Annotated in this window: 15 protein-coding genes; all 15 read right to left on the reverse strand. The window is 55.9% G+C overall.

All coding sequences use genetic code 11. The annotated features are described in order from the left end of the window. Positions 1-118: 118 nt before the first annotated feature. The 15 genes from ABD931_RS27235 to ABD931_RS27305 all read right to left on the reverse strand — a co-directional run bounded on the left by ABD931_RS27235 (position 119) and on the right by ABD931_RS27305 (position 22,904). Complete coding sequence (locus ABD931_RS27235; RefSeq protein ID WP_345271199.1) at positions 119-880, reverse strand: glycosyltransferase family 2 protein; 762 nt, start codon at positions 878-880, stop codon at positions 119-121. A gap of 306 nt (positions 881-1,186) precedes the next feature. Then, positions 1,187-4,075 (reverse strand): PQQ-dependent sugar dehydrogenase, encoded by a 2,889-nt coding sequence (locus ABD931_RS27240; protein WP_345271200.1) that lies wholly within the window; start codon positions 4,073-4,075, stop codon positions 1,187-1,189. A 121-nt stretch (positions 4,076-4,196) separates the two neighbouring features. Further along, on the reverse strand, positions 4,197-6,752 hold the full coding sequence (locus ABD931_RS27245) for a TonB-dependent receptor (RefSeq protein WP_345271202.1): 2,556 nt from the start codon (positions 6,750-6,752) through the stop codon (positions 4,197-4,199). 137 nt (positions 6,753-6,889) lie between these two features. Next, entirely contained in the window at positions 6,890-7,672 is a 783-nt protein-coding gene (locus ABD931_RS27250; RefSeq protein WP_345271203.1) for a LytR/AlgR family response regulator transcription factor, read from the reverse strand. Next, positions 7,669-8,835 (reverse strand): sensor histidine kinase, encoded by a 1,167-nt coding sequence (locus ABD931_RS27255; protein WP_345271204.1) that lies wholly within the window; start codon positions 8,833-8,835, stop codon positions 7,669-7,671. The genes ABD931_RS27250 and ABD931_RS27255 overlap by 4 nt, the downstream gene beginning before the upstream one ends. Positions 8,836-8,918: 83 nt before the next feature. Next, the gene (locus ABD931_RS27260; protein WP_345271205.1) at positions 8,919-9,284 is read right to left on the reverse strand and encodes a T9SS type A sorting domain-containing protein; all 366 of its coding nucleotides are present in this window, start codon (positions 9,282-9,284) and stop codon (positions 8,919-8,921) included. Between the two features lie 214 nt (positions 9,285-9,498). Beyond that, positions 9,499-10,638 (reverse strand): acyltransferase family protein, encoded by a 1,140-nt coding sequence (locus ABD931_RS27265; protein ID WP_345271207.1) that lies wholly within the window; start codon positions 10,636-10,638, stop codon positions 9,499-9,501. Between the two features lie 32 nt (positions 10,639-10,670). Next, positions 10,671-12,356 carry a hypothetical protein gene (locus tag ABD931_RS27270; protein WP_345271208.1) on the reverse strand — a complete coding sequence of 562 codons (1,686 nt, stop codon included), beginning with the start codon at positions 12,354-12,356 and terminating at the stop codon, positions 10,671-10,673. Positions 12,357-12,361: 5 nt separating this feature from the next. After that, on the reverse strand, positions 12,362-14,098 hold the full coding sequence (locus tag ABD931_RS27275) for a hypothetical protein (protein ID WP_345271209.1): 1,737 nt from the start codon (positions 14,096-14,098) through the stop codon (positions 12,362-12,364). After that, the gene (locus tag ABD931_RS27280; RefSeq protein WP_345271210.1) at positions 14,095-15,009 is read right to left on the reverse strand and encodes a transketolase family protein; all 915 of its coding nucleotides are present in this window, start codon (positions 15,007-15,009) and stop codon (positions 14,095-14,097) included. Before ABD931_RS27280 ends, ABD931_RS27275 begins: the two co-directional genes overlap by 4 nt. After that, on the reverse strand, positions 15,006-15,737 hold the full coding sequence (locus ABD931_RS27285; RefSeq protein ID WP_345271212.1) for a class I SAM-dependent methyltransferase: 732 nt from the start codon (positions 15,735-15,737) through the stop codon (positions 15,006-15,008). Before ABD931_RS27285 ends, ABD931_RS27280 begins: the two co-directional genes overlap by 4 nt. A gap of 39 nt (positions 15,738-15,776) precedes the next feature. Then, positions 15,777-17,756: an NAD-dependent epimerase/dehydratase family protein gene (locus ABD931_RS27290; RefSeq protein ID WP_345271213.1), complete on the reverse strand. Its 1,980-nt coding sequence runs from the start codon at positions 17,754-17,756 to the stop codon at positions 15,777-15,779. 202 nt (positions 17,757-17,958) lie between these two features. Then, positions 17,959-18,756 carry a transketolase gene (locus ABD931_RS27295; RefSeq protein WP_345271287.1) on the reverse strand — a complete coding sequence of 266 codons (798 nt, stop codon included), beginning with the start codon at positions 18,754-18,756 and terminating at the stop codon, positions 17,959-17,961. Between the two features lie 31 nt (positions 18,757-18,787). Then, the gene (locus ABD931_RS27300) at positions 18,788-20,557 is read right to left on the reverse strand and encodes a glycosyltransferase family 39 protein (protein WP_345271214.1); all 1,770 of its coding nucleotides are present in this window, start codon (positions 20,555-20,557) and stop codon (positions 18,788-18,790) included. Between the two features lie 328 nt (positions 20,558-20,885). Then, entirely contained in the window at positions 20,886-22,904 is a 2,019-nt protein-coding gene (locus ABD931_RS27305; protein WP_345271215.1) for an OmpA family protein, read from the reverse strand. Positions 22,905-22,962 lie beyond the last annotated feature (58 nt).

A 22,962-nucleotide genomic window follows, 5' to 3' on the forward strand; every position in this document is an offset into this window, starting at 1 on the left:
TTGATACAGGGGGTGTTTTAACCGTTTCCGGCCGGTTTTTACCCTTACGTGTCAGGGTAAAAACAAGGCAAGCAGGAGCAACTACCAAACCCACGACACAGACTATTTTCCGGCCGGCCTAGATCGCCACCGGTTCGGGGGTGCGCAGGGCTTTTACCTTACGGCCCAGCTCCAGCCGGAACACGGCCAGTTCCCGGAAACTCAGCATACAGACTTTCAGCAGTTTCCACTTCAGAATGGATACCGTACCCGTCTGACGCTCTTTGTGCGTGATGGGAATATCAAAGGTGTTATAGCCCGCCTTTTTGGCCATAACCGCCAGAAAGATGTTGGGCGCAAACGGAGTGGGGTCGGGCAGTTGGGCCAGCAGTTGCTTCAGAAAGCTCCCCCGGATCAGCCGGAACGGAATATTGCTATCCATAATATACGTGCCGTAGATGGCCGCAATGCTGCCCCGCAGGATACGGGTGATCCAGAGCCGGGCCTGAGCATCGTGCCGGATTTCGCGGTAGCCCAAAATAAAGGGCGACTGCCGGCGTTTGTCCCACAGCTTTTTAAAATCGCCGGACACAAACTGGTCGTCGCTGTCGGTCTGAAAAACATATTCAGACTCCAGCGCTACCGCCTGACGGTAGCCGTTTACTACCGCATTCCCGTGGCCTCCGTTCTTCTGGTGTACCACCGTCAGCTTTGGATGACGTTCTTTGAGCTGATCCAGTATCTCGCCGGTGCGGTCTTTTGATCCGTCGTTTACCACGATCAGGCGTGTGGCATCGGTTGGGAACTCCCGATCGAGTAACTCAATCCATTGATCAACAACGAGAGAAATACATTCTTGCTCGTTATAGGCAGGCATCACAATCGATAATAAAAGACTCATGAAATAAGCAGATTCGGAAATAATAAGTCAGCAGGACTAAATAACGCCAGCGTTGTGTTGGCGTTTTCGGACGAACCGGACAAATATAGACAATTATCGGGCGTTGACGACCGGTTCGCTTAGGACTTTATTTAGCGGGATAGCTTTATCCGATAAATCCCTGAAAACAGGTTGGCGGCAGCCAATCAGCAGCCCGGCCATTGTCTGGCTGGTATGCTGACTGGCTGCCGCCGAAAGGTACCATTGGACTTTTTCACTAACTGCCTGGCCCGACGGTTGAATGTTGCCGGCCGGCGGGGAGTGCCGTTACTGTTGCTTTCCGGTATTCATAAACTTAATAGTTGTCACCGCCATCAAGGGCTGAATGGCCTTGGCTTCCGCATTTTTGAAGACGAAATACAGGTCCTGAGCGCCTTCGGTCGGTTTCAGTGAAACAAAGACCGGTGGCCGCGCAAACGGGTTGGCTGGCGGTGCGGCAGGTTTAGGGGCTGCGGCTGCTCCGGCGGTTCCGGCCGCTCCCTGGGCTCCGCCTGCAGCTGCTCCGGCCGGAGCGCCGGATTCCATTTGCGCCATGAGTTTCGCCATATCCACTTCCGGAGCCAGCGGCACGTTTACTTCCCCAATGACCGGTCCCGTCGGCGAACCCAGCCGCACTTCAATAGTGCCGCCGGCGCTGCCTTCCCGGCGCTGAGCCGTGGCTGCCAGTTCGAGCTGTTTTACGCCTGTCAGGTCAACCTGCCGGAACGCGATGTACGAGTTCGGGTAGGCCATGATCTTCTCGCCCCGATCAGATTTTACCTCTACACCCTGGACAATAGGAGCCGAAGCCGCATTTACCTGCGGACTGCGAAGGACCAGCAGGTGCTCGGCCGTCTGCGCCGGAATGCCTTTGCCACCGCGGTCGGTGTAGGCGGCCCGCACCAGCACCGAGCCCCGGCCGTTATCGCCTTTGGGAATCGTTACCGAATGCTCACCCTGCAAAGGCAGGCTGCTGAGGGTTTTGTCGTTGACGTGCAGAATGTAATCGACAATGGCGCGGGTATCGGTCACCGACATGGCGGGGTGGCCGGGCATGGCTACTTCACCCCAGACCCCAACACCCCCCTGACGCACTTTGCCGATTAGCCGGTCGAGTGCGCCGGCATCGCCCTGGTATTTGGTAGCAATGGCTGCAAACGCCGGACCTACCGATTTGGTCGCTACCTGGTGGCATACCTTACAGTCGCTCTTGCTGATGAGCGACTGGGCTACGGCATACTGCGTGGTGGCATCAACGCTGCGCTGGCCCTGCTTCACTTCGGCGTAGTCGAAGCCTTCTGCCGTGTAGTCGATGCTCATGGCGATGCGTTCTGCCGGGATGCTGCCTTTTTTCAGGCTGCCGTCTTCCTTATCGTCCACCTCTACCGTGTACCGGATCGGCTGGTCGGGGAAGAAGAACGTCTGGTTGCCGGCCACATTAACCTTAACCGCCGGCGCTTCGTTGCCCGCAATGATGCGCACCGACTGGCTGTTGGCGGCTCCTTTGGCATCGGTCACCGTCAGCGTTGCCGTGTACACACCCGGCTTATCAAATTTTACCGTCGGATTGGGACCGCTGAAGGTACGGGCGGGCAGACCGGCACCGGTAACCGACCACTTATAGCTCAGTGCGTCGCCGTCGTAATCTTTACTGCCATCGGCCGAGAGCGTCAGTTGCAGGGGCACGCTGCCGCCCGGCTTGCCGGCAGATGCCTGCACCAGCGGCTTGCGGTTGCCGCCGTTGTACTCGATGCGCACCAGTTGAGAGTTGTTGCTCTTCCGGAACCAGTTGCTGCCGTACTCCAGCACGTACAGATCGCCGTCGGGACCAAACTTCATGTCGATGGGTTCAACGGGCCGGTAGCTGGGCAGAAAGCGCTCCATCGATTTGTAGTTGCCTTCGCTGTCCATTGAGATCAGCATAATCCAGCCCCGCGAAAAGTCGGTAGCAATCCATTTGCCTTCAAAATAAGCCGGCCAGGGACGTTTGGCTCCTTTAAAATCGGCTTGCCGGTACACTGGGCCACCCGTAGCCGAGCGAGAACCGGTCCCCACCAGCGGAAACTCTTCGGAAACACCGTAGGGGTAATACACGAACGAAGGCGCCACCGGCGGCAGCTCCCGCAGACCCGTGTTGTTGGGTGAATTGTTGACAATTTTATCCGGATCTTTTTTCTCCAGCGGCTTCTTGTTTTCGTAGTCATAGACTGGGAATGCCTGCCGGTTGCCGACAAACCACGGCCAGCCGAAGTTGCCGGGCTTGCGGGCCTGGTTCAGCTCGTCGTAGCCTTTCGGGCCAATTTCGCTGTCGCTGGTGGCATCCGGGCCTACTTCGCCCCAGTACACATAGCCGGTCTGGCTATCAATGGAAATACGCCAGGCGTTGCGGTGCCCCATCGAGTAAATTTCAGGGCGGGTTTTGGCGCGGTCCGACGGGTCGGTTGCTTTCGGGAAGAGGTTACCGTCCGGGATGGTGTAGGTTCCGTTCGGTTCGGGGTGGATGCGGAGGATTTTACCGCGCAGGTCGTTGGTGTTACCGGCATGGCCCTGGTCATCCCAACTGCTGCGGCCGGGGCGCTCGTCGGTTTGGGCCGCCTGCTGGTTGCCGGTATTGTTACCGACAGTCAGGTAGAGGTTCCCGGCCTTATCCCAGACCATACCGCCACCCGTGTGGCAGCAGACCTCGCGCTGGGTGTCTACCGCCAGCAGCACTTTTTCGGAGTTTTTTGCCAGTTGGCCGTCTTTCAGCTCCCAGCGCGTTAGCAGATGTTTTGCCTCGGTGGGGTGGGCGTAGTAGAGATAAACCCAGTGATTTTTCTCAAAATTAGGGTCGAGCGTAAGGCCCATCAGTCCTTCTTCGGCCTCCGTTACCTTGCCTTCTTTGGAGGTATATTTGGTATTGACCGGGATGGTGGCGATCAGATCGACGGATTTAGATGAGGGGTTATACGCCTTAAGGGCACCCTTGCGCTCGATGATGTAGACAGTGCCGTCTTTGGCCACTTCAAAGACCATCGGTTCGTCCAGGTCCTGCGCCAGCACTACGGGCGTAAAGCGGGTTTCGTCCAGTTTCGACGGGTCATCCTGCACCACAAAGGATGCGAATCCCAACAGGAGCGCCACGGGCAGAATCAGTGCCGGCCAACGCTTCCGGGATAATCGGGTAGTTGTTCTCATAAATACGGTTAATACAGAATTAGCAAACAATACTATTGGTTTATAAGCTGGTAATCAAATCAAATCGACTGTTGCCGGGCAAGTCCCGACCAACAGCCGATTTTAGACGATGGCATGAAGATCATTTGTCGTCACCACCGCTTTTTACGTCGTCGTTATTCACCGAGCGGCTTTTCTTGCGGGGGGCTTCAAAGGTCATCTTGCCGATGCGGTAAGAGAACGTCACCTTTACGTTGGAGTTGTGCAGGTTGTTGACGTATTGCTGCGACAGGACCGGCGACTCCAGCGTGGTGCGCATGGTTACGCCACCCAGGAAGTTTTCGGCCGCGAGCCCGATGGTGCCCCGCTTGTTGGCAAAGTCTTTGCGTACGCCCAGCGAGTACATGTACATACTGCCCATGGTGCCTTGCAGCTGCGGCATCGGCCCCCGGAAGAAGCTGAACGCCTGCGCACTCCAGCCTTTGTTGAGCTGCAACTGGCTCATCAGCCGTCCGCCGACGCTCACGCCCGTATTGCTGATCTGCACCGACTTGCCATCCGCTCCGGCCGTCATGCCCTGCATATACACGTAGTAGCTGTCCAGCCCGCCGTTGACGCTCCACTTCGGCGTAAGGTTGGTGTTGAAGAACACATTGGCACCGACCGTCCGCTGCACCCCGATGTTCTGGAAGGTAGTGATGATTCCACCCGTTAAGGTATCCGAGGGCAAACGAACCATCGTGATGGCGTTGTTGGTCAACCGCCCGAACAGCGAAGCATTCAGGTAGGTCTTTTTGATGCTGGTACTCAGGCTCAGCTCGACGTTGTCGGTCAGTTCCGGCTTCAGCGTCGGGTTACCCACCATAATCATCTGCGGGTTGGCGAAATTCACGTTCGGGTTCAACTGCTGCAGACCCGGCCGCTGGATACGGCGATTGTAAGCCGCTTTGAGCGTGGTACCGCCCGACAGACTCTTCGAGATATTGATGCTCGGCACCAGGTTGCTGTACGACGGAATGTTCAGTGTGGTGTTCTCGTTCGACTGCGCCATGATGTCCGTATGCTCGTAGCGGGTACCTACTTTGAAACTGTATTTGCTCGGCGTTACGTAGGTATATGAAATATAACCGGCCCCAATGTTCTGCTGGTAGTTCAGCGAACCGGAAGGATTGAAGGGGTCGAACAGGTAGCCTCCGGTCGGCGTGGCAATCTGGTACTGGAACCGGCTGTCGACCTGGCGCATGATGGCCTTGCCGCCAAACTCCAGCAGTTGATTCTTCCGGATGGGTGTTTGGTAGTCGGTCTGGAAGGTTAGTTCACTATTCGTGTTGTTGTTGATGTTGCGCTGGCGGTTGGTCAGTTCGCCGGTGCCGTTCAGCCAGTCGGCGTAGAAATTGTTGGTTAGCCCCGTGCGGCTGTACTGCGTGGAGATGCTCCATTCCTGCTGGGGTTTGAACGTGCGGATGTAATCGACGTTCACATCGACGGAGTTCGAGAGGTCTCTCCGGTCGACATTGCGGTTAGTGATCCGCAGCAACGAGTCGCCGAGGTAGGTATTGGTCAACTGATTCTGCTGCTGCACAAAGTTGCGGGTGCCAAAGCGAACGTTGGCCGACAGCGACTGATTTTTGGCCAGGTCATAATCGAAACCAAGCGTGTATTGCCCAAACAAGGGCGTATCGAAGGCCGAGCCCTGCTGGCTGGTGCGCAGCAACTGCGAACCCACTAAGGTGGTCTGGTTCAGCGTAGAGGAAGCTCCGTTGTACATAGCCCGGCCAAAACCGCCGAGGGTGATGCCTAATTTGCCCTGGCGGTACGAGCCGTTCAGGCCCAGGTTGGAGCCCCGGATACCGGCACCGGCATCTACGTTCAGCGTCAGGCCGTGCAGGGTGTTCTTTTTGGTGATGATGTTGATGATCCCGGCGGCTCCTTCGGCATCGTACTTGGCCGAGGGGCTGGTAATCACCTCCACGCTCTTAATCATGTCGGCGGGTAGTTGCTTGAGGGCGTCGGCCACGTTGGCGGCCACAATGGTTGAGGGTTTGTTGTTGATCAGCACCCGGATATTGCTGCTGCCCCGGAGCGACACGTTACCGTCCAGGTCTACCGACAGCATCGGTACGCGCTTGAGTACATCGGAGGCATCGCCCCCTTTGGCGGTCATGTCCTTGTCGGCATTAAACACCAGCCGGTCTACTTTCTCTTCGATCACGGCCGCCTGTCCGGTTACTACCACTTCGCTCAGCATCCGCACATCCGGAGCGAGTTGAACTGTGCCCATATTCAGTTCGGTACCTTTGCCGATGACGAAAGCACGGGAGTCGCTGGTCTTGTAGCCGATGAAGGAGTATTGCAACCGGTATTCGCCGGGAGCCAGTTTGGAGAGGGAGAATTTGCCTTTGTCGTCGGAGGTGGTACCATCGACCGGTTTGCCGGTCTGCACGCTGACGAGGGCAACGGTGGCAAACTCGACGGGCTTGTTGGTGGTGGAGTCCATCAGCAGGCCGGCGATTTTGCCGTTGCCTTTAGGCGTTTCTTCCACTACGCCGGTAAACTCTTTTTTCTGTCTTTCCGGCTGACTGCCAAAACCACCAGGGCCACCGGGACCGAATTGAGCATATCCGGTTGAGAGGCTGCTGACCAGCAAAAGGGAGGCCAGCAGGGTCCGGGAGTAGGCGAGGGCTGTATGTGTGTTCATGATCGGTTTGTGTTGCGATTTGATGAACCAAAAGTACAGCCGGTACAAAGGCGGTCTAAATGAAGGTTGGCGAGTGCCGGTTTTTGCTGTTTAAATCCGGAAAATCGGGTGGTGAATGCCCGGCCGGAAAATCGGGTTTATTTGCCCAGCCACTCCTTAAAATCGGTGATGCGATCGCCACTGACAAACACTTCTTCGCGCGGGGTTGGCTTAAGCTCCACCTTGAGCTTGCTGCCCGAATAGGTATGAATGTTCCGAATGGCCATCAGCGAAACCAGAAAGGCCCGGTTCACCCGGAAGAAGTCTTTCGGGTTGAGCAAAGGAATGAGTTTATCCAGGCTGTATTCGATGGAAATATGCTGGCCATCGTGGGTGGTGAGCCAGGTGGCTTTGTCTTCGTAGGAGAAATAAGCGATGTCGGTGGTGCTGATGCTGCGAATTTTGGTGCCGATGGTGACCATAAACCGGTCTTTGTACTCGGGTTTCCCGGCCTTGTTCAGCAGACTCATCAGGACGGAGTAATCCGGCTGGCCATTGGCTGCGGGCGGGGCGGATTGCCGCAGGGATTTGAACTTGTCGATAGCTGCAGCCAGTTCATCTTCGTCGATGGGTTTCAGCAGGTAATCGATGCTGTTGGCTTTAAAGGCCTGAAGCATATAGTTGTCGTAGGCGGTGGTGAAGATAATGGGCACCTTCAGCTTCGTCTGTTCAATGATCCGGAACGCAATATCGTCTTCCAGGTGTATATCCATGAAGACCAGATCCGGCAGGTTCTCCCCGGCCTCATCGGTAAACCACTGGACGGCTTTGGCCACGGAGGGAATTCTGGCAACTACCCGGATGGCAGGGTCGTAGTCGGCCAGCAGTTTCTCCAGCCGTTTGGCAGTCAGGGATTCATCTTCAATGATAACAACATTCATGGGAGCAGCGGTAATTTGATTACAAAGCAATTGTCTTCTTCGCCGGTGCTGACGGGCCGGTCGGTCAGCAGCCGGTAGCGGTTGGTGATATTTTCCAGCCCCATGCCGGTTGAGTCTTCTGCCTGCGGCCGGCGCTGTAGCGGATTGCTCACCAGCAGGTAATCGCCGGCGGTTTCAATGGTAACCACCAGCGGTTGCTCTACCGACATCTGGTTGTGTTTTACGGCGTTTTCGACCAGCAGTTGCAGGGTCAGCGGAGCAATGCCGTAGCGGCTCGCTTCCAATTCCGGTACCTTGTTGAGGATCTGCAGTTTTCCTTCAAAGCGGATGTTCAGCAAAAAGTTGTAGGCGTCCAGAAAATCCAGTTCAGTTTTCAGGCTCACCCGTTCGCTGTCGCGCTGATCCAGAATATAGCGGTACACTTTGGAGAGCTGCTTGATAAACCGCACCGACAGCTTCGGGTCTACCTCGACCAGAGAGGCCAGAATGCTGAGGCTGTTGAACAGAAAATGGGGGTTTACCTGATTGCGCAGGGCCACAAACTGTGCCTGGGTAGCCTCCCGCTTCAGTTGCTCGGCGTTGATGCGGAGCTGGGCCAGCTCGCGGTACCCCCGTCGGTTGGCCGACAGGTAAAACGCCATGAGCATAGCCAGCACCGTGAGGCCGTTGTTGGCCCGGTCGCGCCGGTTCCGGTCGTTGCTTCGGGTAGCGGGCGACCGCTGATCCGGTGCCGGCACGGTCCGCATCGCAACGGTCCGAACGCCCTGCGGCCCCCGGCCAACCGCCTTGTCGAGCTGACGCAGGAGCAGATGAAACCCTACATTGAACATCACGGCCAGCGCCCCCGCTATCAGAAACGTGGCTAACTGAGCCGGCCATTTAACGTCGATGAGGTAATCCCGTCGGGTTCGGCTGGTAAATTTTTCTTCCAGCCATTCGGTCACGCTTAACCAGCCCGTAATGAAGAGGATCGTGAGCGGAATCTCCAGCAGCCACAGCACCCAGACGTAGCGGAACGTAAACCAGTCCCACCGGTCGATGTTGATGTAGAGCCGGATGGGCCAGTAAATAGCAAATACGGTGGTAGCTAGCCGGACTTTCTGGCTCAGGCTCAGGTTGAGCGGGACGGAAGACTCCATCAGGCGGGATCGTTTGGTCGGCATAAGCTACGAACTAAAAAGAAACAATGAACGGAACCGGCAGAAATTTCCGGTTCCGTGGCTAATGGGGGCAGACGGGTCAGGCTTTAGGCCTGTAGCGTAACCTGCTTCTGAGCCGGGACGTTTTCAACCACTACGGTTTTCTCCACCGTCTGGCCGTCTTTCACCACGCTCAGCCGGTAGGTGCCTGCTTCCAGGTTGGTCAGGTCGAACGTCTGCCGTACGCCTTTGGCGGCATTGGCCGTGTTAATGTACAGCAGGTGGCCTACGTTATCGTGCAGTTTGATGGTAGCGGTGGAGGTCTGGGGCGCTACGTACAGTTGCAGTTTCTGGTTAGCAGATGTAATAACGACGTCCGGAGTCGGATTGTCAGTTGATTGGGCAAACGATGCAGTACCGGCTACCAGTCCAAGCATCAGTTGGATCGTCACACGGGCAATTATCTTCTTCATGGTCTCAGTTGTTTTGTGTTTGTGTGTTTGACTGAGACAAAGTTGCATGCCTTTTCCGGCCCCCGAAAAACGTTCAGGTCGAATGCCGGAAAAGGCTGGGCGAACCGGGCGTTTGGCGGGTCAAATGCCGGATGCACCAGTACCCATTTTAACCCGCTTCTGCCCCATTATGTGGCACTGCCCAAATCCCCAATCCAAAATCCGACATCCCAAATCAATACGTAAAGCGATCCTTCAGCGAATTAACCGGCTTTTCGACCAGGTGCCACGACAGGGCCGCTACGCCGACCGTAAGCAGGTAGAAATAAAGAAATTGAAGGGGAAGCGAATCCTGCAGCACCGGCAGGTAACTCACCAGTTTGCGCCAGACGCGCAGCGTCGGATAAGAGGCCGGCGTGTGGTAGTAGTTGAACACCAGGTTGTGAAACAGGTAGAGGCCGTAGCTGATCTGACCCAGGTAGTTGCTCACCCGGTTCTCCAGCACCCACCTGACCGGCTGCCCAAAGCCGACTACAGCCCGGCCGATCAGAAAAAAGCAGAACAGCGAAGTAAAGAACCGGTCGGTCACGTCGGTTACTACGTTACGGGCCGGTTCCAGGGTTTTCAGCAAGTATAAATTTACCGCATACAGCAGCAAACTGCCAATCAGCAGCGCGTTACTGCTGACGAGCCGGTTGAATCGCTCACGCTGGTAGATCATCAGGTAAGCCAGTATACCGCCCATGCCGAAAGCGTCCAGACAGGTAGGCATCAGCACAAACTGCGCCATCCAGGGGGCATTAGTTACAAACAGCGCCACCCGTAGAGCAAACGACAGGCCGATGAGCCCTGCCAGCATCGGCAGAAAATGCCGGTTGGGAATAAAAAAGATCAGAAACGGAAAGAAGATGTAGTACTGCTCCTCTACCGCCAGCGACCAGAGGTGATCAATAGCACCCAGCCAGGTCTGGTGAATTACAATCCAGATATTGGTGGTGTAGGTCAGCAGCCAGCCGAGGTGTTCCCGCACCGCCGGAAATCCGACAGCCGCCAGGGCCAGAATAGTGATGTAGTAGATGGGAAAGATCCGGATGCTGCGCCGGATATAAAACGCTTTCAGGGCGTGCTGGTGGGATCGGCCCAGCCGCTCATCGTGCTGTTTGCTGATAATCAGGATACGGGTAATCAGAAAACCGCTCAGGACAAAGAACAGGTTCACCCCAAAATAGCCGAAGGGGAGCGGCACTGCTTCGCCCAGCCAGTGGTCGATCATCACCAGGGTAACGGCAATAAACCGAAGACCATCGAGCTGGACAAGGTAATTTTTCTCTTTTTTGACGGTATCAATACCGACGATGGTAGAAGCTGGTTGCATACACGAAAGTAATACGAAAGCGCGAAACCGGTTTACTGCACGGCCACCGGTTGCGCAGACTGGCCGTTGGGTGGTTGGTCCGCAGGGCTGAACAGAATGTACTGGTTTGTCATATTCAGCCGGGCATTCGCCGGCTCGTTGGTCAGAAACCCGATCCGATAACGTCCTGGCCGGAGATTTTCTTTTGGAATCTGAGCGTAGAACAGGTTCGGGGTGGAGCGGGGGGCCTCCGGACTGGCTGGTACCCGGACGGGCTTGGCCGGCCAGGCGGCAAACAGATACTGCCGGTCCGGACTGGTCAACAGAATGTACGTGCCATTATCGGGGTGGGTTGGGGTCGGGCTGGCGGTGCCTTCCTGGACAAACACGTATTGGTCGGGTTCTTCCCGCAGGCTGTCGAGCCGGGTGCCGGCGTCGACCGTCAGCGCGGCCGGACCGGTAAGCCGGGCTATTTGTTGGAAGAACGGCGTAGCCGAGGGGTCATGAATGGTCCGGATTACCTGCTGCTGTCCGGCCGGCGTGTTCTGTAGCCAGTTGACATACGAGACCAGGGTCTGGCGGTGCTGGTACACGATACCCTCCAGGCTCCAGTAACTGGACAGCAGGCTCAACACCACGGTACTGAGCGTAACGGAGATGGCCTCCCACCGCCGGAACGCATAAAACCGCCAGCGATATACGCTGTACAGGTAAACAACGCTCACCAGCAGGGCAGACGTGAGCCGGTTCTGTCCGGGTAGCCCGATGGCCGGAGCGCCGGGGCTGACCGGTATGCTGGTTAACGCCAGCATGAGCAGGAAGAGCGAGGATGCCAGGAAAAAATCATCCCAGAACGGAAGGTTTTGCCGGCGGAAGGCATTTATCACCAGCCTGACCAGAAAATAGCCGCAGCCCATTACCAGCACGATACCCATCCCGACTGACAATCCCTGCTGATGATCCCGGCCGGGAAGTCCGGCGGTCAGATCGGCAAACGAGCCAACCGTATACAAAAAAGACTCGATGCGGGCAGACAGCGACACCGCCGGAGCGGGCATGTTGACCGGCGGGAGCGCGGAGGTGGACGGGTAAACGCCCAGGCAGAGAATGAGAGTGACTGCCCAGATGGCGGCCGACCGCCAGTGTCTCTGCCGGAACAACACCAGCATACAGGCAATGAGCGCCACCAGCCCGCTGCTGCCCGAAAACAACGCCAGCACCGCCGGCACCAGTGCCACCAGCCTGATCTGGCGGCCTGCACGGGCCAGCAGGTAAAACGTAATCAGCACCAGGACCATCTGCGAGTAGGTCTGAATAGCCGCCGTTGGCCACAGCAGCGTTTCGTAGCTTTGCAGCGAAAACAGCCAGAACGGAACAGGTATAAAGTAGACCGGCGGCAGTCCGGCCCGTCGGAAAGCGATATAAAGAATAACCAGGATACCCACCAGAAAGCCAAAGCCGATGAGGGCCAGGGCGTAGTAGTTGAGTGTACCACCAACGATCAGACAAACCAGAAATACCAGCCGCGTCAGCACAATAAGCTGCCCCTGATGCGGGTACGCCAGGTAGCGGAAGGCATGGGCCGGCGAATCCTGTGGCCGGAACCGAAGCAGTTGATCCTGCAGGGCATAGTCGTCCCGAAAGGGGAAGTTAACGGCGTAATAAGCCACCGCTACCCCAACCACCGCCACGGGCAGCAGCATAAGCAGGAACACCGGTATACGTTGGAGCGCAGCCATAGGCGTTACCAGTTTTTCTCAACCGGCGTGCTGGTCGAAGGTGTGATCCTCAGCGTACGACCGGTGGGGTGAGCCTGACAGGCTTCGCCGGACCGAGCCGTAATGACTTCCAGTTGGTACACGCCCGGCGCGGGCTCCATATCTGGAATCACCGTCTGAAAACCGGCCGAAAAAACCGGGGCCAGCCCGAACAGCACCCGCCAGTTTTGGTTCTGAACCGGGCCCGTGCTGAACAGGTACGTGCGCTGGGGCGACCATAACCGCACATATTGCTCATGGTTGGGGTTAGGGGTGGCGGGCTGCGACGTATTCTGGACAATGATCGAATGGCCGGTACGGAACACCGTATCGATAGCGATGGCCGGTGCCGTCGCGGGCTGCATGACCTGCGCCAGGCAGTTTTCGTAAAACGCCGGTTGGTACAGGCCCGCCGGCCGGGTTGGCGGGGGCGTGTTGGTCTCGTACGACCAGTTGAACTGACTGGCCAAAAACCAGCGTCGCCACATCACCGTTTCATCCAGATAACTCAGATAAGCCGCCCAGGCCAGCACGGTGCCAAATCCGAGGCCCGCCAGCCCGACAGGAGCCCGCCACCGGTGCGGAGCCCGGCTGACAAAGTAAACGTACAGGACAGCCAGCAGCGTAAGGGCGTAAATCTTATACCGGCTGGTGATTAAGAGTTCGGTTCCAAAGCCCACCCGCGACCAGGCAACAATGGCCCCGGTCCCGAGCAGAAAGGCAACACTGCCGCCGTAGAAATAATCGAGCGGAGAAATCGGGCGCGGGCGGGTAAGTCGGCGGCTTAGTATGAATACGTATATACCCGCACTCACCAGCGTCAGCACCCCTCCCAGAAGTATACTGAGCGGATACGCCGGAAGCCCGAGGGGAAACGCTTCAGCAGCGGCTCCGTTGAAGGCAAACCAGCCTTTCAGCAGTTGAATCATGCCGAACTGCGCGGGCGGGTTGCCCGTTGGTCGCTGGTAGTCCAGGAAATACAGGACGGTCACTACCAGGGTGCCGGCCATCCAGCCGGCTACGGTCCGTCGGGTTTCACGCCCTTCTACTGCCTGCACGATGAGCATGGCCAGACTAACCGGCCAGACAATCAGGCCGTTGCCGCTGGTCAGGGTAGCGGCCACGGCCAGCCCGAAGGCCGCCGGCCGGTAGGGGGTGTAGGCGAGCAGGTACAGACAGGCCAGTACCCAGGCTACCACCGTAAAGTTCTGCAGCGCGGCCATGCCCCAGAACATGTTTTCCCAGTGTGAGAGGTTGAAAAGCAGCAAGGCAACCGGAGCCGCGTACCAGCGCGTAGTACCCGCACGCCCCGGCAGTTCCCTGCTCAGCACCTTGTACAGCACCAGCAACAGGAGCAGCAGGCTGAGGTTACCCACTACCATCAGGTGGGTAAACCGCAGCTCACCCACAAGCTGGTAATCCAGCCAGGTGATAAGTCGATCGTATACGATCCGGTGTTCGTTATGCTGGCGAAAAAACTGGTAGACTTTTCCGGCCGGCGTAGGCTCGCCGGCCAGTTGGATCAGAAAGGCCCTCAGGGCATGATCGTCCCATTTCGGGACATTCACGGCATAGCGGCTCCACAACACACCGAAAGCCACCACCGGTAAAAGCAGCAACAGCCAGCCCACGCCCGGCCGCGACAGGATGGGAACGGCTGCTGGTAGCCCGGTGCCACCGCGTCTGCCGGCGCTGGGTGTTGGGGTGTGAATGGCCGGTTTCATGAAGCCTGGACAAACGTGGTAAGTTGCCGGGCGATAGTGGCCGGATCGAGTCCGGACTGCTGTTGATGGAATTTCTGGTCGCCGTAGAGGCCATTTGGGTAGCCCTGAGCCGTTAAACTTATAAACCGAGCCGGTATTATGCCGTTTTGCAGCAGTTGTACCGAAAGCTGCTGGGCCAGCCCACCGATAGATACATGCTCTTCGACCACCAGCATGGGGCGGCCGTTCCAGCGCCGGGCCAGGTCGACCGGGAGGTCCAGCGGCAGGCAGGTGGCGGTATACACATCAAACAGGCCCGCCAGCGCTTCGTTCTCCAGCGCGTTCAGGACATTGGCGGTTACCGGGCCCAGCGCCACAATAGTACCCAGCGGGTTGGTGCTGCGTACAATATGGCGGAACGAGCCGTAGGTGTCGGTACCTTCGGGTGTTTTGGGACCTACCCCCAGGCGCAGATAGCTGGGACCGGCTTCGGCCACAATGGTATCGAGCATCGGGTCGATCTCGTCGGCAAACGCCGGTACATAGGTCTTTACATGCTGGAGGCTGCTCAGGCAGGCCAGGTCTTCAATGGCGTGGTGGGTGGAGCCCATGATGCCGTAGCCGTAGCCCCCGCCGTTGCCGACCAGAAACACCGGCATTTTGTGGAGGCAGACATCGTTGCGGAATTGCTCCAGGCACCGGTACACGGCAAACGGGGCAATGCTATACACAAATACCTTGAACCCTTTGTAGGCCATACCGGCCGCTACGCCAACCATATTCTGCTCGGCCACGCCCGCGTTGATGAAGCGCGGCCCCATACTGTCTACCAGGTTTTCGAGCGCGTTGTACCCCAGATCGCCGGTGATGAAGACCACTCGCTCATCTGCCCGGGCAATCCGTTCGATACCCGCTGAAAATTCCTTTCTCATGGCCGTTTGCGACAACTAATGATAAACTGCGCCGAAAAGAAATGTTTAACGACCGGGACCTTTTCCAGAAAAGGCTGGAAGAAATAAATAAGCTTTGCCGGACCGGTGGGGAAGAAAAACGGAACATACCCGACATAATCAAACGCCACTACTTCTCCGCCGGCATTGCGTATCCACTTTCTGAGCGTGGTCGACAGAAAAGACTGCTCCTCGTGCTCGATATGGTACTTCGACGTTTTTTCGATAACCTTTAGAACCGGGTTGTTGCCGTTAGGCTCCATGATGATGATGTTATCGCTCAGCTTAAACGCATTGCGGATGGCTTTCTCCTGATCGGTCAGGTGGTGAAGTACCCCCCGGATTACGGCCACGTCGTACTTTTTAGCCGGTGCCGCCAGGCTATCGTCCAGAATATTACTGACCGTAAACGTTACATCGGGGTACTTCTCCGAAGCGGCCTGAACAGCCTTGGCCGCCGGGTCGAACCCCTCAACGGCCAGATGCGGAAAATTCTGTTTGATCTCGTTGGTATAGGCTCCGTCGCCACAGCCAATATCCAGCAGCGTTTTGTATTCCGGTTTTATGTGGTTGAAAATAGCCTCCGAAATACGCTTGTTGGCAACGTACGAGGAAAAAGACGCATTGGTGGTGTACAGAAAGCCGCCGTTTTCCCGGACATTCTGATTGAACACATCCACATTTTGTTTCACTTCTGCCTTGAACTCCATACCTGTATGTTTTGAGTTTGTAACGTTATGGACTTACTATTAACGTTTCCGCTGAGCCAGTATGGCGGAAATCTTATCTGAGGTGTTGTAGACCCGGTCGCCGATCCGGACCATCGTTCTGATGAACTTGGGCCGCTTCTTGGTTTCCTCAAAAATCTTACTGATGTATTCACCCAGAAACGAGATGGCCAGCAGGTTGAGTCCTCCAAAGAATAACACCAAAATGATAATGGTGGTTGCCCCCCTCGGCGGATTGGGTAGAAAGAAGCGGGCCAGAATCTGGATGAAAATACCCACCACCGACAAACCCGTGAGCAGAAAACCGGCGTAGGACATGGCCTCCAGTGGGGCAAAGCTGAAGGAAAAAATGGCTTTTTTGGCCCACCAGATGTTTTTGGTCCAGTTGTTGGTCGATACGCCAAACATCCGTTCGGGCCGGACGTAATTGACACCCGTTTGCTTGAAACCAACCCAGGCGCGCAGACCACGCAGAAACTGCTCGGTTTCGGGCAGGCTCACCAGCTCTTTTACTACTTTACGGTCGATCAGCGAGAAGTCGCCGGCATCGACTGGAATGTTAATGTACGACATTTTGCGGAACAGCCGGTAAAAGGTTTTATAGAAGAAATGGACATGGGGGGCCATTTCCCGCTGTACCCGAACGCCGTAGACCACATCGTGTCCCTGCATCCACTGTTCATAAAACTGGGGGATCACTTCGGGCGGGTCCTGCAGGTCGCCGTCCATCAGCACCACGGCATCGCCCGTTGCAATTTCCATCCCGCTCAGAAACGCCGATTGCGAACCGAAGTTCCGGGAGTGTTTGATGGCAATCACATTCGGGTCGTTGGCGCAGATGGCTTCCAGTACCTCATCGGTATTGTCCGGCGAGTTGTCGTTAACGAAGATAATTTCGTACCGGACCTTCATGTCGTTAAACGTCTTTACCAGCCGTTCGTACATGTACGGGATAGCCTGAGCGTCTTTATAACAGGCGATAATGGGCGAAATAACCGGGTTTAGCGCCGGATTTTTGAAAGCCGGAATGATCTTACGCTCGTACTCGTGGCGGATCTGCCAGTCGGCCGTCTGGCGGAGTCCCACTTGCAGGGGCGTCCGGGCTTGCCAGCCCAGGTCGGCGGCTGCCGCCGACGGGTCACCGTACCAGTCGCTCAGGTCCCAGTTGCGGTTGTGCATGCTACCCCACTGGGGGGCCTTCGGAATCTGAAATTCGGCAATGGTGAGGTCTACCAGCTCCCGCATAGTGGTTTTGCGACCCGTAGCGATATTATAGGATCGACCCCGAATGGCCGGCCCTACCTTCAGCGCAGCGTCGACAAAGGCTTCCACGCAATCGTCGATGTACACAAAGTCGCGGCTGATGTCGGGCGATACCAGGGGCGGGAAATCGCTTTTGCGGGCTTCTTCGACCAGCCGGGGAATCAGGCGGTCGGGTTCTTCCCAGCCGCCGTAAATGGAGTACAGCCGCAGGTTGAGCGTGTTGAGATTATGGACGCGGGCGTAGTATTCCAGCGTATAAGCCGCCGATACTTTGGATACGGCATAATGGCTGTTGGGCTCTACCCGGTCGGTTTCTTTTGGCGCGGTGCAGTTAAACCCGTATTCCGAACTACTGCCGGCATGGATATAGACCATGTCGGTGGTGCAATTTTCCAGAATATTGACCGTGCCCAAAACGTTGGTTTCGTAAATGAGGTTAACGTTCTTCTGCTTGCTATACGCGCCGTAAGCCGCCAGGTTAAAAATGGTTCGGGGCTTATACCGCTCGAACACATCCCGCACCGAATTATCGGAAAGAATATCGCAGTGAATAATATTCTCAGGCGGCACGTTCAGCAGTTTCAACCGCCAGGCCCGGGTGGCATCGTGGGTCAGCGCGTAAACATCATTGCCCGGCCGCGCCTGAAAAAGATCATTGAACAGGTTGGTGCCGATAAATCCACTGGCACCAAAGACGAAGATAGGACCGTTTAGCTGACGTATTTTGGCAAGTAGCAAGTTTGAACGTTTTAGTGTGATTAGGGCGCAATAATAAAGCAAATCAGAGTAAATAGTAAGAACAATCGGATTTTTAGCGCGTACGGTAACGTTAGGTCATCGGCATAGTATAGCTGCATATCTGGCTGGTGCCGTTCACGAACTCTTATCTTGCCGATGTCATGAATTTGCCAGATTTTCCTCCCGTAGACTCCTCTGTTTATTAGATGGAAACTTTATGACTATAGCGCTCAGCTACTTCAGCGCAGGCTTGTTCGTACTGCGCCGGCGTCATGGGCAGGTAGTGCCATTCCAGTTTGTCTTCCATATAGGAAACACCTTTACCCTTGATGGTATGGGCAATAATTGCTTTGGGCCGGCCGTTCAGATTAGCCGCCTGCCGGTCGATTGCCTGCAACAGGGCTTCAACGTTATGTCCGTCGACCTCAATGGTGTCGAAGCCGATGGCCTGCCACGTTTCGGCAGCTGCCGTGTCGCCTAGTACTTCCTGGGTGTAGCCGAAACCCTGCAGTCCATTTTTGTCGATCAGCACTATCAGGTTATCCAGCTTATGCTGCATGGCAAAATGAGTGGCTTCCCAGGTAGTGCCTTCGTTGGTTTCTCCGTCCGACATCAGCACAAATACGCGGTTGTCTTGACCGAGCAGCCGGCCGGCATGGGCAATGCCGGCCGCAATGGGCAGGCCGTGACCGAGCGAGCCGGTAGCAAAGGGTATGCCGGCAAACTGGTTGGGAGCCGGGTGGGCCGGGAGCGCCGTGCCGTTGCGGTAATAGGTTTCCAGGGTTTCATCGGAGATCTCGCCGGTATAATTCAGGCAGGCGTATAAAGCGGCCGCTGCGTGGCCCTTCGACAGAATAAACGTATCCTGTTCCCGCTTGCGGCAGATCAACGAAGCAATCATCAGATCAATGCAACTCAGGGAGCAACCAATATGCCCGGCATTGGCCTGGTTATAGAGGCTGAGCACTTTCAGGCGCAGTTGCCCGCTCAGCACGTTCATGTCTTCGGTATGGCTTGAATCAGTCACGACTTTAGTAACGATAGGTTGTTCCCTGAAAATCAAAAATGGTAATTTTTTTGCCCGACCGGCCCTTTATCAGAATAATACTGTCGGTCTGGGTCGTATCCATCCGCTGGATGTAATCGGCCTCCTTCGGCAGATACAGATTAGTCAACTGGGCATCCTGAATGGAATATGGCCAGTACGTTTTTTCAACCTCATCGCGGGGATGCATCCGGATCGAGGGGTACAGCACCGTGTCGCCGGGTGCGTAGTTTTCCTGAATGCGCCGGGCCGACAGGTAGTAGGGGTTCGGCGTTCGTGGTTTCGCAAAATACGTGTATTTCGGGTCACGATCCCTGTAAATAGCGTGCAACAGTTCGGCCACCAGATACGCCTGAATGCAAAGAACAAGCGCTATTACCCATTTGAAGCCGTTCTGAAGCCGGTTTACCTGGTAGAGGATCATGGATACCAGAATGACCGTATACGGAAAGGAGAAGCCTGAATACCGCTGCGTAATACCGTAGGTATGCCCGTTTCGGAACGACATCAGCAGCAGAAAAAGGGTGGGTACGGTAGCCAGTAAAAGCAGAAAAACCAGCAGGGGGCGCTCGCTTCTGCTCACAGACTGCCGGATGTAAATAACCAGCAGGTAAAAAAGCGTGGGGGCCAGCGCAACAACAATATACTGCAGGCGCGGTACCGTGTAAAACGGCATTCCGGCAACCAGCAGCGCCGTAAAAGCCGGCAGAACCCAGCGGGGAAGGTTTCGGCTGCCCGAGTACCGGCGAAACAGCCAGAAAGCTATCAACCCTAATGCCACCGCCAGCGTAAGATTGCGGTAGCCCAGAAATTTGGCATGCCCCAGTCCGTTGGAGATAATGAACAGATCACTCCAGAGCGGCAGCGAGCGTTCGGCTACGTTGAGCGGGGTGGCCGGCAGAATAATGCCGAACCCGTTGTTGGTGGGGTTTGTGAGGGCCACGGTCCGGTACAGATTCGCCTGATAGGCCAGCGTCTGGAAGGTATACACCCCTCCGCCGTAAATAAACCAAAGCGACACGATCCCAAGACCCACTAGGGCGGTCAGCCCAAACAACAGCCAAAGCCGTACTTTCCGGACATACAGCAGGAAGTAAAGACCGTGGCACAGAAAGACCGTGATGGTCAGATAATGCGACAAAAGCGACAAGACGAACGTGAGGCCGTAGCTGAGCAACAGACCGGTTGGGTTCTCCCGGTTCTTCTCTTTGTTGAGAATCAGCAGAAACAGATGCGTGGCCAGCAGCGTCAGAAAAAAGCTCATGGAGTAGTTGCGGGCCATATGGCTGTATGCGATAAAGAACGGCTCAATAGCGGCCAGAAAGGCACTCAGCAAGGCCAGCGGTTCGGAGCGTAAATGCCGGCGGACAAACACATAAACCAGCCCTACCAGCAGCGTACTGAACAATACCGACGGGAAACGGGCTGAGAAGTCGCTGAGGCCAAATAGCTCCAACCAGCCCCACAATACCACATAATAAGCCGGACTATTGCCGATATCACACCGGATAATAGCCTCGATATAATCATCGATCGTCTTTTTCTTCCAGAATTCCTGGGGTGAGAAATAGGTTTTACCCGGCGTAAAAAAAACATCGTGCTGATTTGCGCCTTCCATGGAAACGCCCTGCGAGATGACCATCGTGTATTTCTCGTCGAGGTAAAGACCATAGGCCCCCGATTTGTATACTCTTAGTCCGAAAGCGAGGGCAAGTATTAAACAGAGCAGCAGCACCGATTTATTTTTTAATACCATGGTCAATAACAGGAAAGTTACGAAGTTGCTAAATGGGTACAGACATGCAAAATTAAAGGCTTTGTTCGCAAATCTGTAGCCGTTTAATACCTTAATGTGTCGCCTTTACAATCAAATATCAAAATTCGTTCCTTTGTTTTTTTCTAATCAGTAAAACGCTATCAGGCTCATCCAGGTCAACGCGCTGGATAAACCCAGCCTCCCCGGGCAGGTAAAAGTTGACGGGCTGTGCATCGGCATAAACAGGTAGGTACGGCGTGCGTCACCTTTTTGGTGGAGTGTATCCCGGACTATCACCAGCAACATAGAGTAGGGCAGGGCGGGCAGGTTACATTTTCAGAATCGTAAATTCGACCCGTCGGTTCAGCTTACGTTTTTCTTCGGTCTGGTTGCTGGCAATCGGTTTGCTCGGTCCCCAGGCTTTAGTTTGTATCCGGTCGGCGGCTATACCTTTGCCGGTCAGGTACGATTTTACCATCTGTACCCGGTCTTCAGCCAGTCTCATGTTCAACTCCCATTCGCCCTGGTTGTCGGTATGCCCTTCTACCAGCACCTCCATCACCGGGTTTTCGTTCATCAGCACCGTCAGGCGGTCCAGTTCGGCGTAGGAGGAGGGCAGCAGGTCGGCTTTGCTTTGCTCAAACAGCACCTCCCGGAGCACCATCTTCTGCCCGGATTTGACCGGCGACAGGTACAGGTTCCGGCGTATTTCGCGGAAGCGTTTTTCCCGGCTGAGGTCGAGGATCTCACGGGTCGGAAAATACCCTTCTTTCTGGGCGGTGAGGCTATACGCTTTCTGCACGGGAAGCACCATTTTGTACTCACCGGTTTCGGCGTCAAAATCCACCCGCGTGATTTCGGTGCTGCTCCCGAGCAGGGTGGTGACCACCTCCGACGAGACCGGCTTGTTACTTAGGGCATCCAGCACCTGCCCGGATACAATAGCAACCGGTTCAGGTTTGATGCTGGGCGGTAGCTTCAGCCGAAACAGATCGTTGTTGCCCAGGGAGTTTTGTTTGGAACTCAGGTAGGCGAAATCACCGGAGGCCGGAATGGTAAAATAGCCGTCCCACTCCGGCGTATTGATCTGGGGCCCCAGGTTTTCTGGCAGCGACCACTGGGTCCAGGTGCTATCGAGCCGGCGGCTTACAAAAACGTCGCCGTCGCCGTACTCGGGGTGCCCCGACGAGGAGAAGTACAACGACTTGGAATCGGAGGCAATAAAGGGCGTTCCTTCGTAGTCGGCCGTGTTCAGAATAGGCCCCATATGCTTCGGCTCGCTCCAGGTCTGGTCGGGCAGCAGAAAGGTTACATACAGATCTTTGTCGCCGTACGAATCTTTCCGCTGCACGGCAATCACCATAACCCGGCCGTTGGGCGCCACGGTAAACTCCATATTGCCCCGCTTGTGGATATTATAATTGTTCTTGATTTTGCACTCGACCGGGGTCGACCAGCCATTTTTGGTCTTGACCGACCGGGATATGCCAAACGCCAGCGTACCGTCGGGCTTGTAAATATTGGTCAGGTACATGGTGCGGCCGTCGGGCGAAATCCCGCTGATGGCGTTGTGATCGGGGGTGTTGATGGGTGGACCCAGATTGACGGCTTCACCCCATTCATCTTTAGCGACCAGCCGCGAGTACCAGATGTCCTGAAATTCGGCAGAACCGATGTTTTTCGGGTGGTAGCGCCGGGTAAAGTACAGCGTACGACCGTCGGGGGTAATCACGGGGGCCACTTCTTCACCCGCCGAATTGATATTTTTGCCCAGGTTCTCCTTCTGTAGGTCTTTGGGGGTATCTTTGGCCAGGGGAATGGCTACCGTTACCGGAGTGGCCGCACTGGTAATGCCGATGGCATCGATCTGGTTTGGCCCCTTCAGCTTTCCGGGATTGATTACTACTTTAACCTCCTGCCCAACCAGCGACGAATCCGGCAACAGGATGCGCAGCAGGGGGTCGGTTCGGGGGGCGGGATTGGCATTCTGGTAAACGGTATGTTCGCGGCCATTCCGGTCATACACCATCACCTGCGTAACGCTGCCCGGATTAACGTTTTCTGCCACAACCACCTGCCGGATCGCCACGGCTTTGTCAAACCGTACGCGTATCCACTCCTCGGCGGGGCTCTCCGGATTGGCGGGTGACCACGCGCAGGGGCTTTCGCCCAGGTTAGGCAGTTTATTGGGTCGCCCCAGCACCTGCGTAGCCCGATACTGCTGACTAAAGGGTTCGCCTTTGCTTTCCGACGAGAAATCTACGACCTGACTGGCCCAGTGAATTGGCTGAGCCTGGCTATGGATATCACCCGAATACAGATAAACACTCAGTAACAGCAAAAACATACGCATGATGCAACGGCATTCTTGAGCCTGTTGATTGGTTCATGAGTTCATTGGTTAA

Origin of the sequence: Nibrella viscosa (genome assembly GCF_039541875.1) — a bacterium.
Lineage (GTDB): Bacteria > Bacteroidota > Bacteroidia > Cytophagales > Spirosomataceae > Nibrella > Nibrella viscosa.

Excerpts from the sequence above, each read along its gene's own strand:
- ABD931_RS27235 (WP_345271199.1), bottom strand. The coding sequence starts at position 880 with ATGAGTCTTTTATTATCGATTGTGATGCCTGCCTATAACGAGCAAGAA.
- ABD931_RS27240 (WP_345271200.1), bottom strand. The coding sequence starts at position 4,075 with ATGAGAACAACTACCCGATTATCCCGGAAGCGTTGGCCGGCACTGATT.
- ABD931_RS27245 (WP_345271202.1), bottom strand. The coding sequence starts at position 6,752 with ATGAACACACATACAGCCCTCGCCTACTCCCGGACCCTGCTGGCCTCC.
- ABD931_RS27250 (WP_345271203.1), bottom strand. The coding sequence starts at position 7,672 with ATGAATGTTGTTATCATTGAAGATGAATCCCTGACTGCCAAACGGCTG.
- ABD931_RS27255 (WP_345271204.1), bottom strand. The coding sequence starts at position 8,835 with ATGCCGACCAAACGATCCCGCCTGATGGAGTCTTCCGTCCCGCTCAAC.
- ABD931_RS27260 (WP_345271205.1), bottom strand. The coding sequence starts at position 9,284 with ATGAAGAAGATAATTGCCCGTGTGACGATCCAACTGATGCTTGGACTG.
- ABD931_RS27265 (WP_345271207.1), bottom strand. The coding sequence starts at position 10,638 with ATGCAACCAGCTTCTACCATCGTCGGTATTGATACCGTCAAAAAAGAG.
- ABD931_RS27270 (WP_345271208.1), bottom strand. The coding sequence starts at position 12,356 with ATGGCTGCGCTCCAACGTATACCGGTGTTCCTGCTTATGCTGCTGCCC.
- ABD931_RS27275 (WP_345271209.1), bottom strand. The coding sequence starts at position 14,098 with ATGAAACCGGCCATTCACACCCCAACACCCAGCGCCGGCAGACGCGGT.
- ABD931_RS27280 (WP_345271210.1), bottom strand. The coding sequence starts at position 15,009 with ATGAGAAAGGAATTTTCAGCGGGTATCGAACGGATTGCCCGGGCAGAT.
- ABD931_RS27285 (WP_345271212.1), bottom strand. The coding sequence starts at position 15,737 with ATGGAGTTCAAGGCAGAAGTGAAACAAAATGTGGATGTGTTCAATCAG.
- ABD931_RS27295 (WP_345271287.1), bottom strand. The coding sequence starts at position 18,756 with ATGAACGTGCTGAGCGGGCAACTGCGCCTGAAAGTGCTCAGCCTCTAT.
- ABD931_RS27300 (WP_345271214.1), bottom strand. The coding sequence starts at position 20,557 with ATGGTATTAAAAAATAAATCGGTGCTGCTGCTCTGTTTAATACTTGCC.
- ABD931_RS27305 (WP_345271215.1), bottom strand. The coding sequence starts at position 22,904 with ATGTTTTTGCTGTTACTGAGTGTTTATCTGTATTCGGGTGATATCCAT.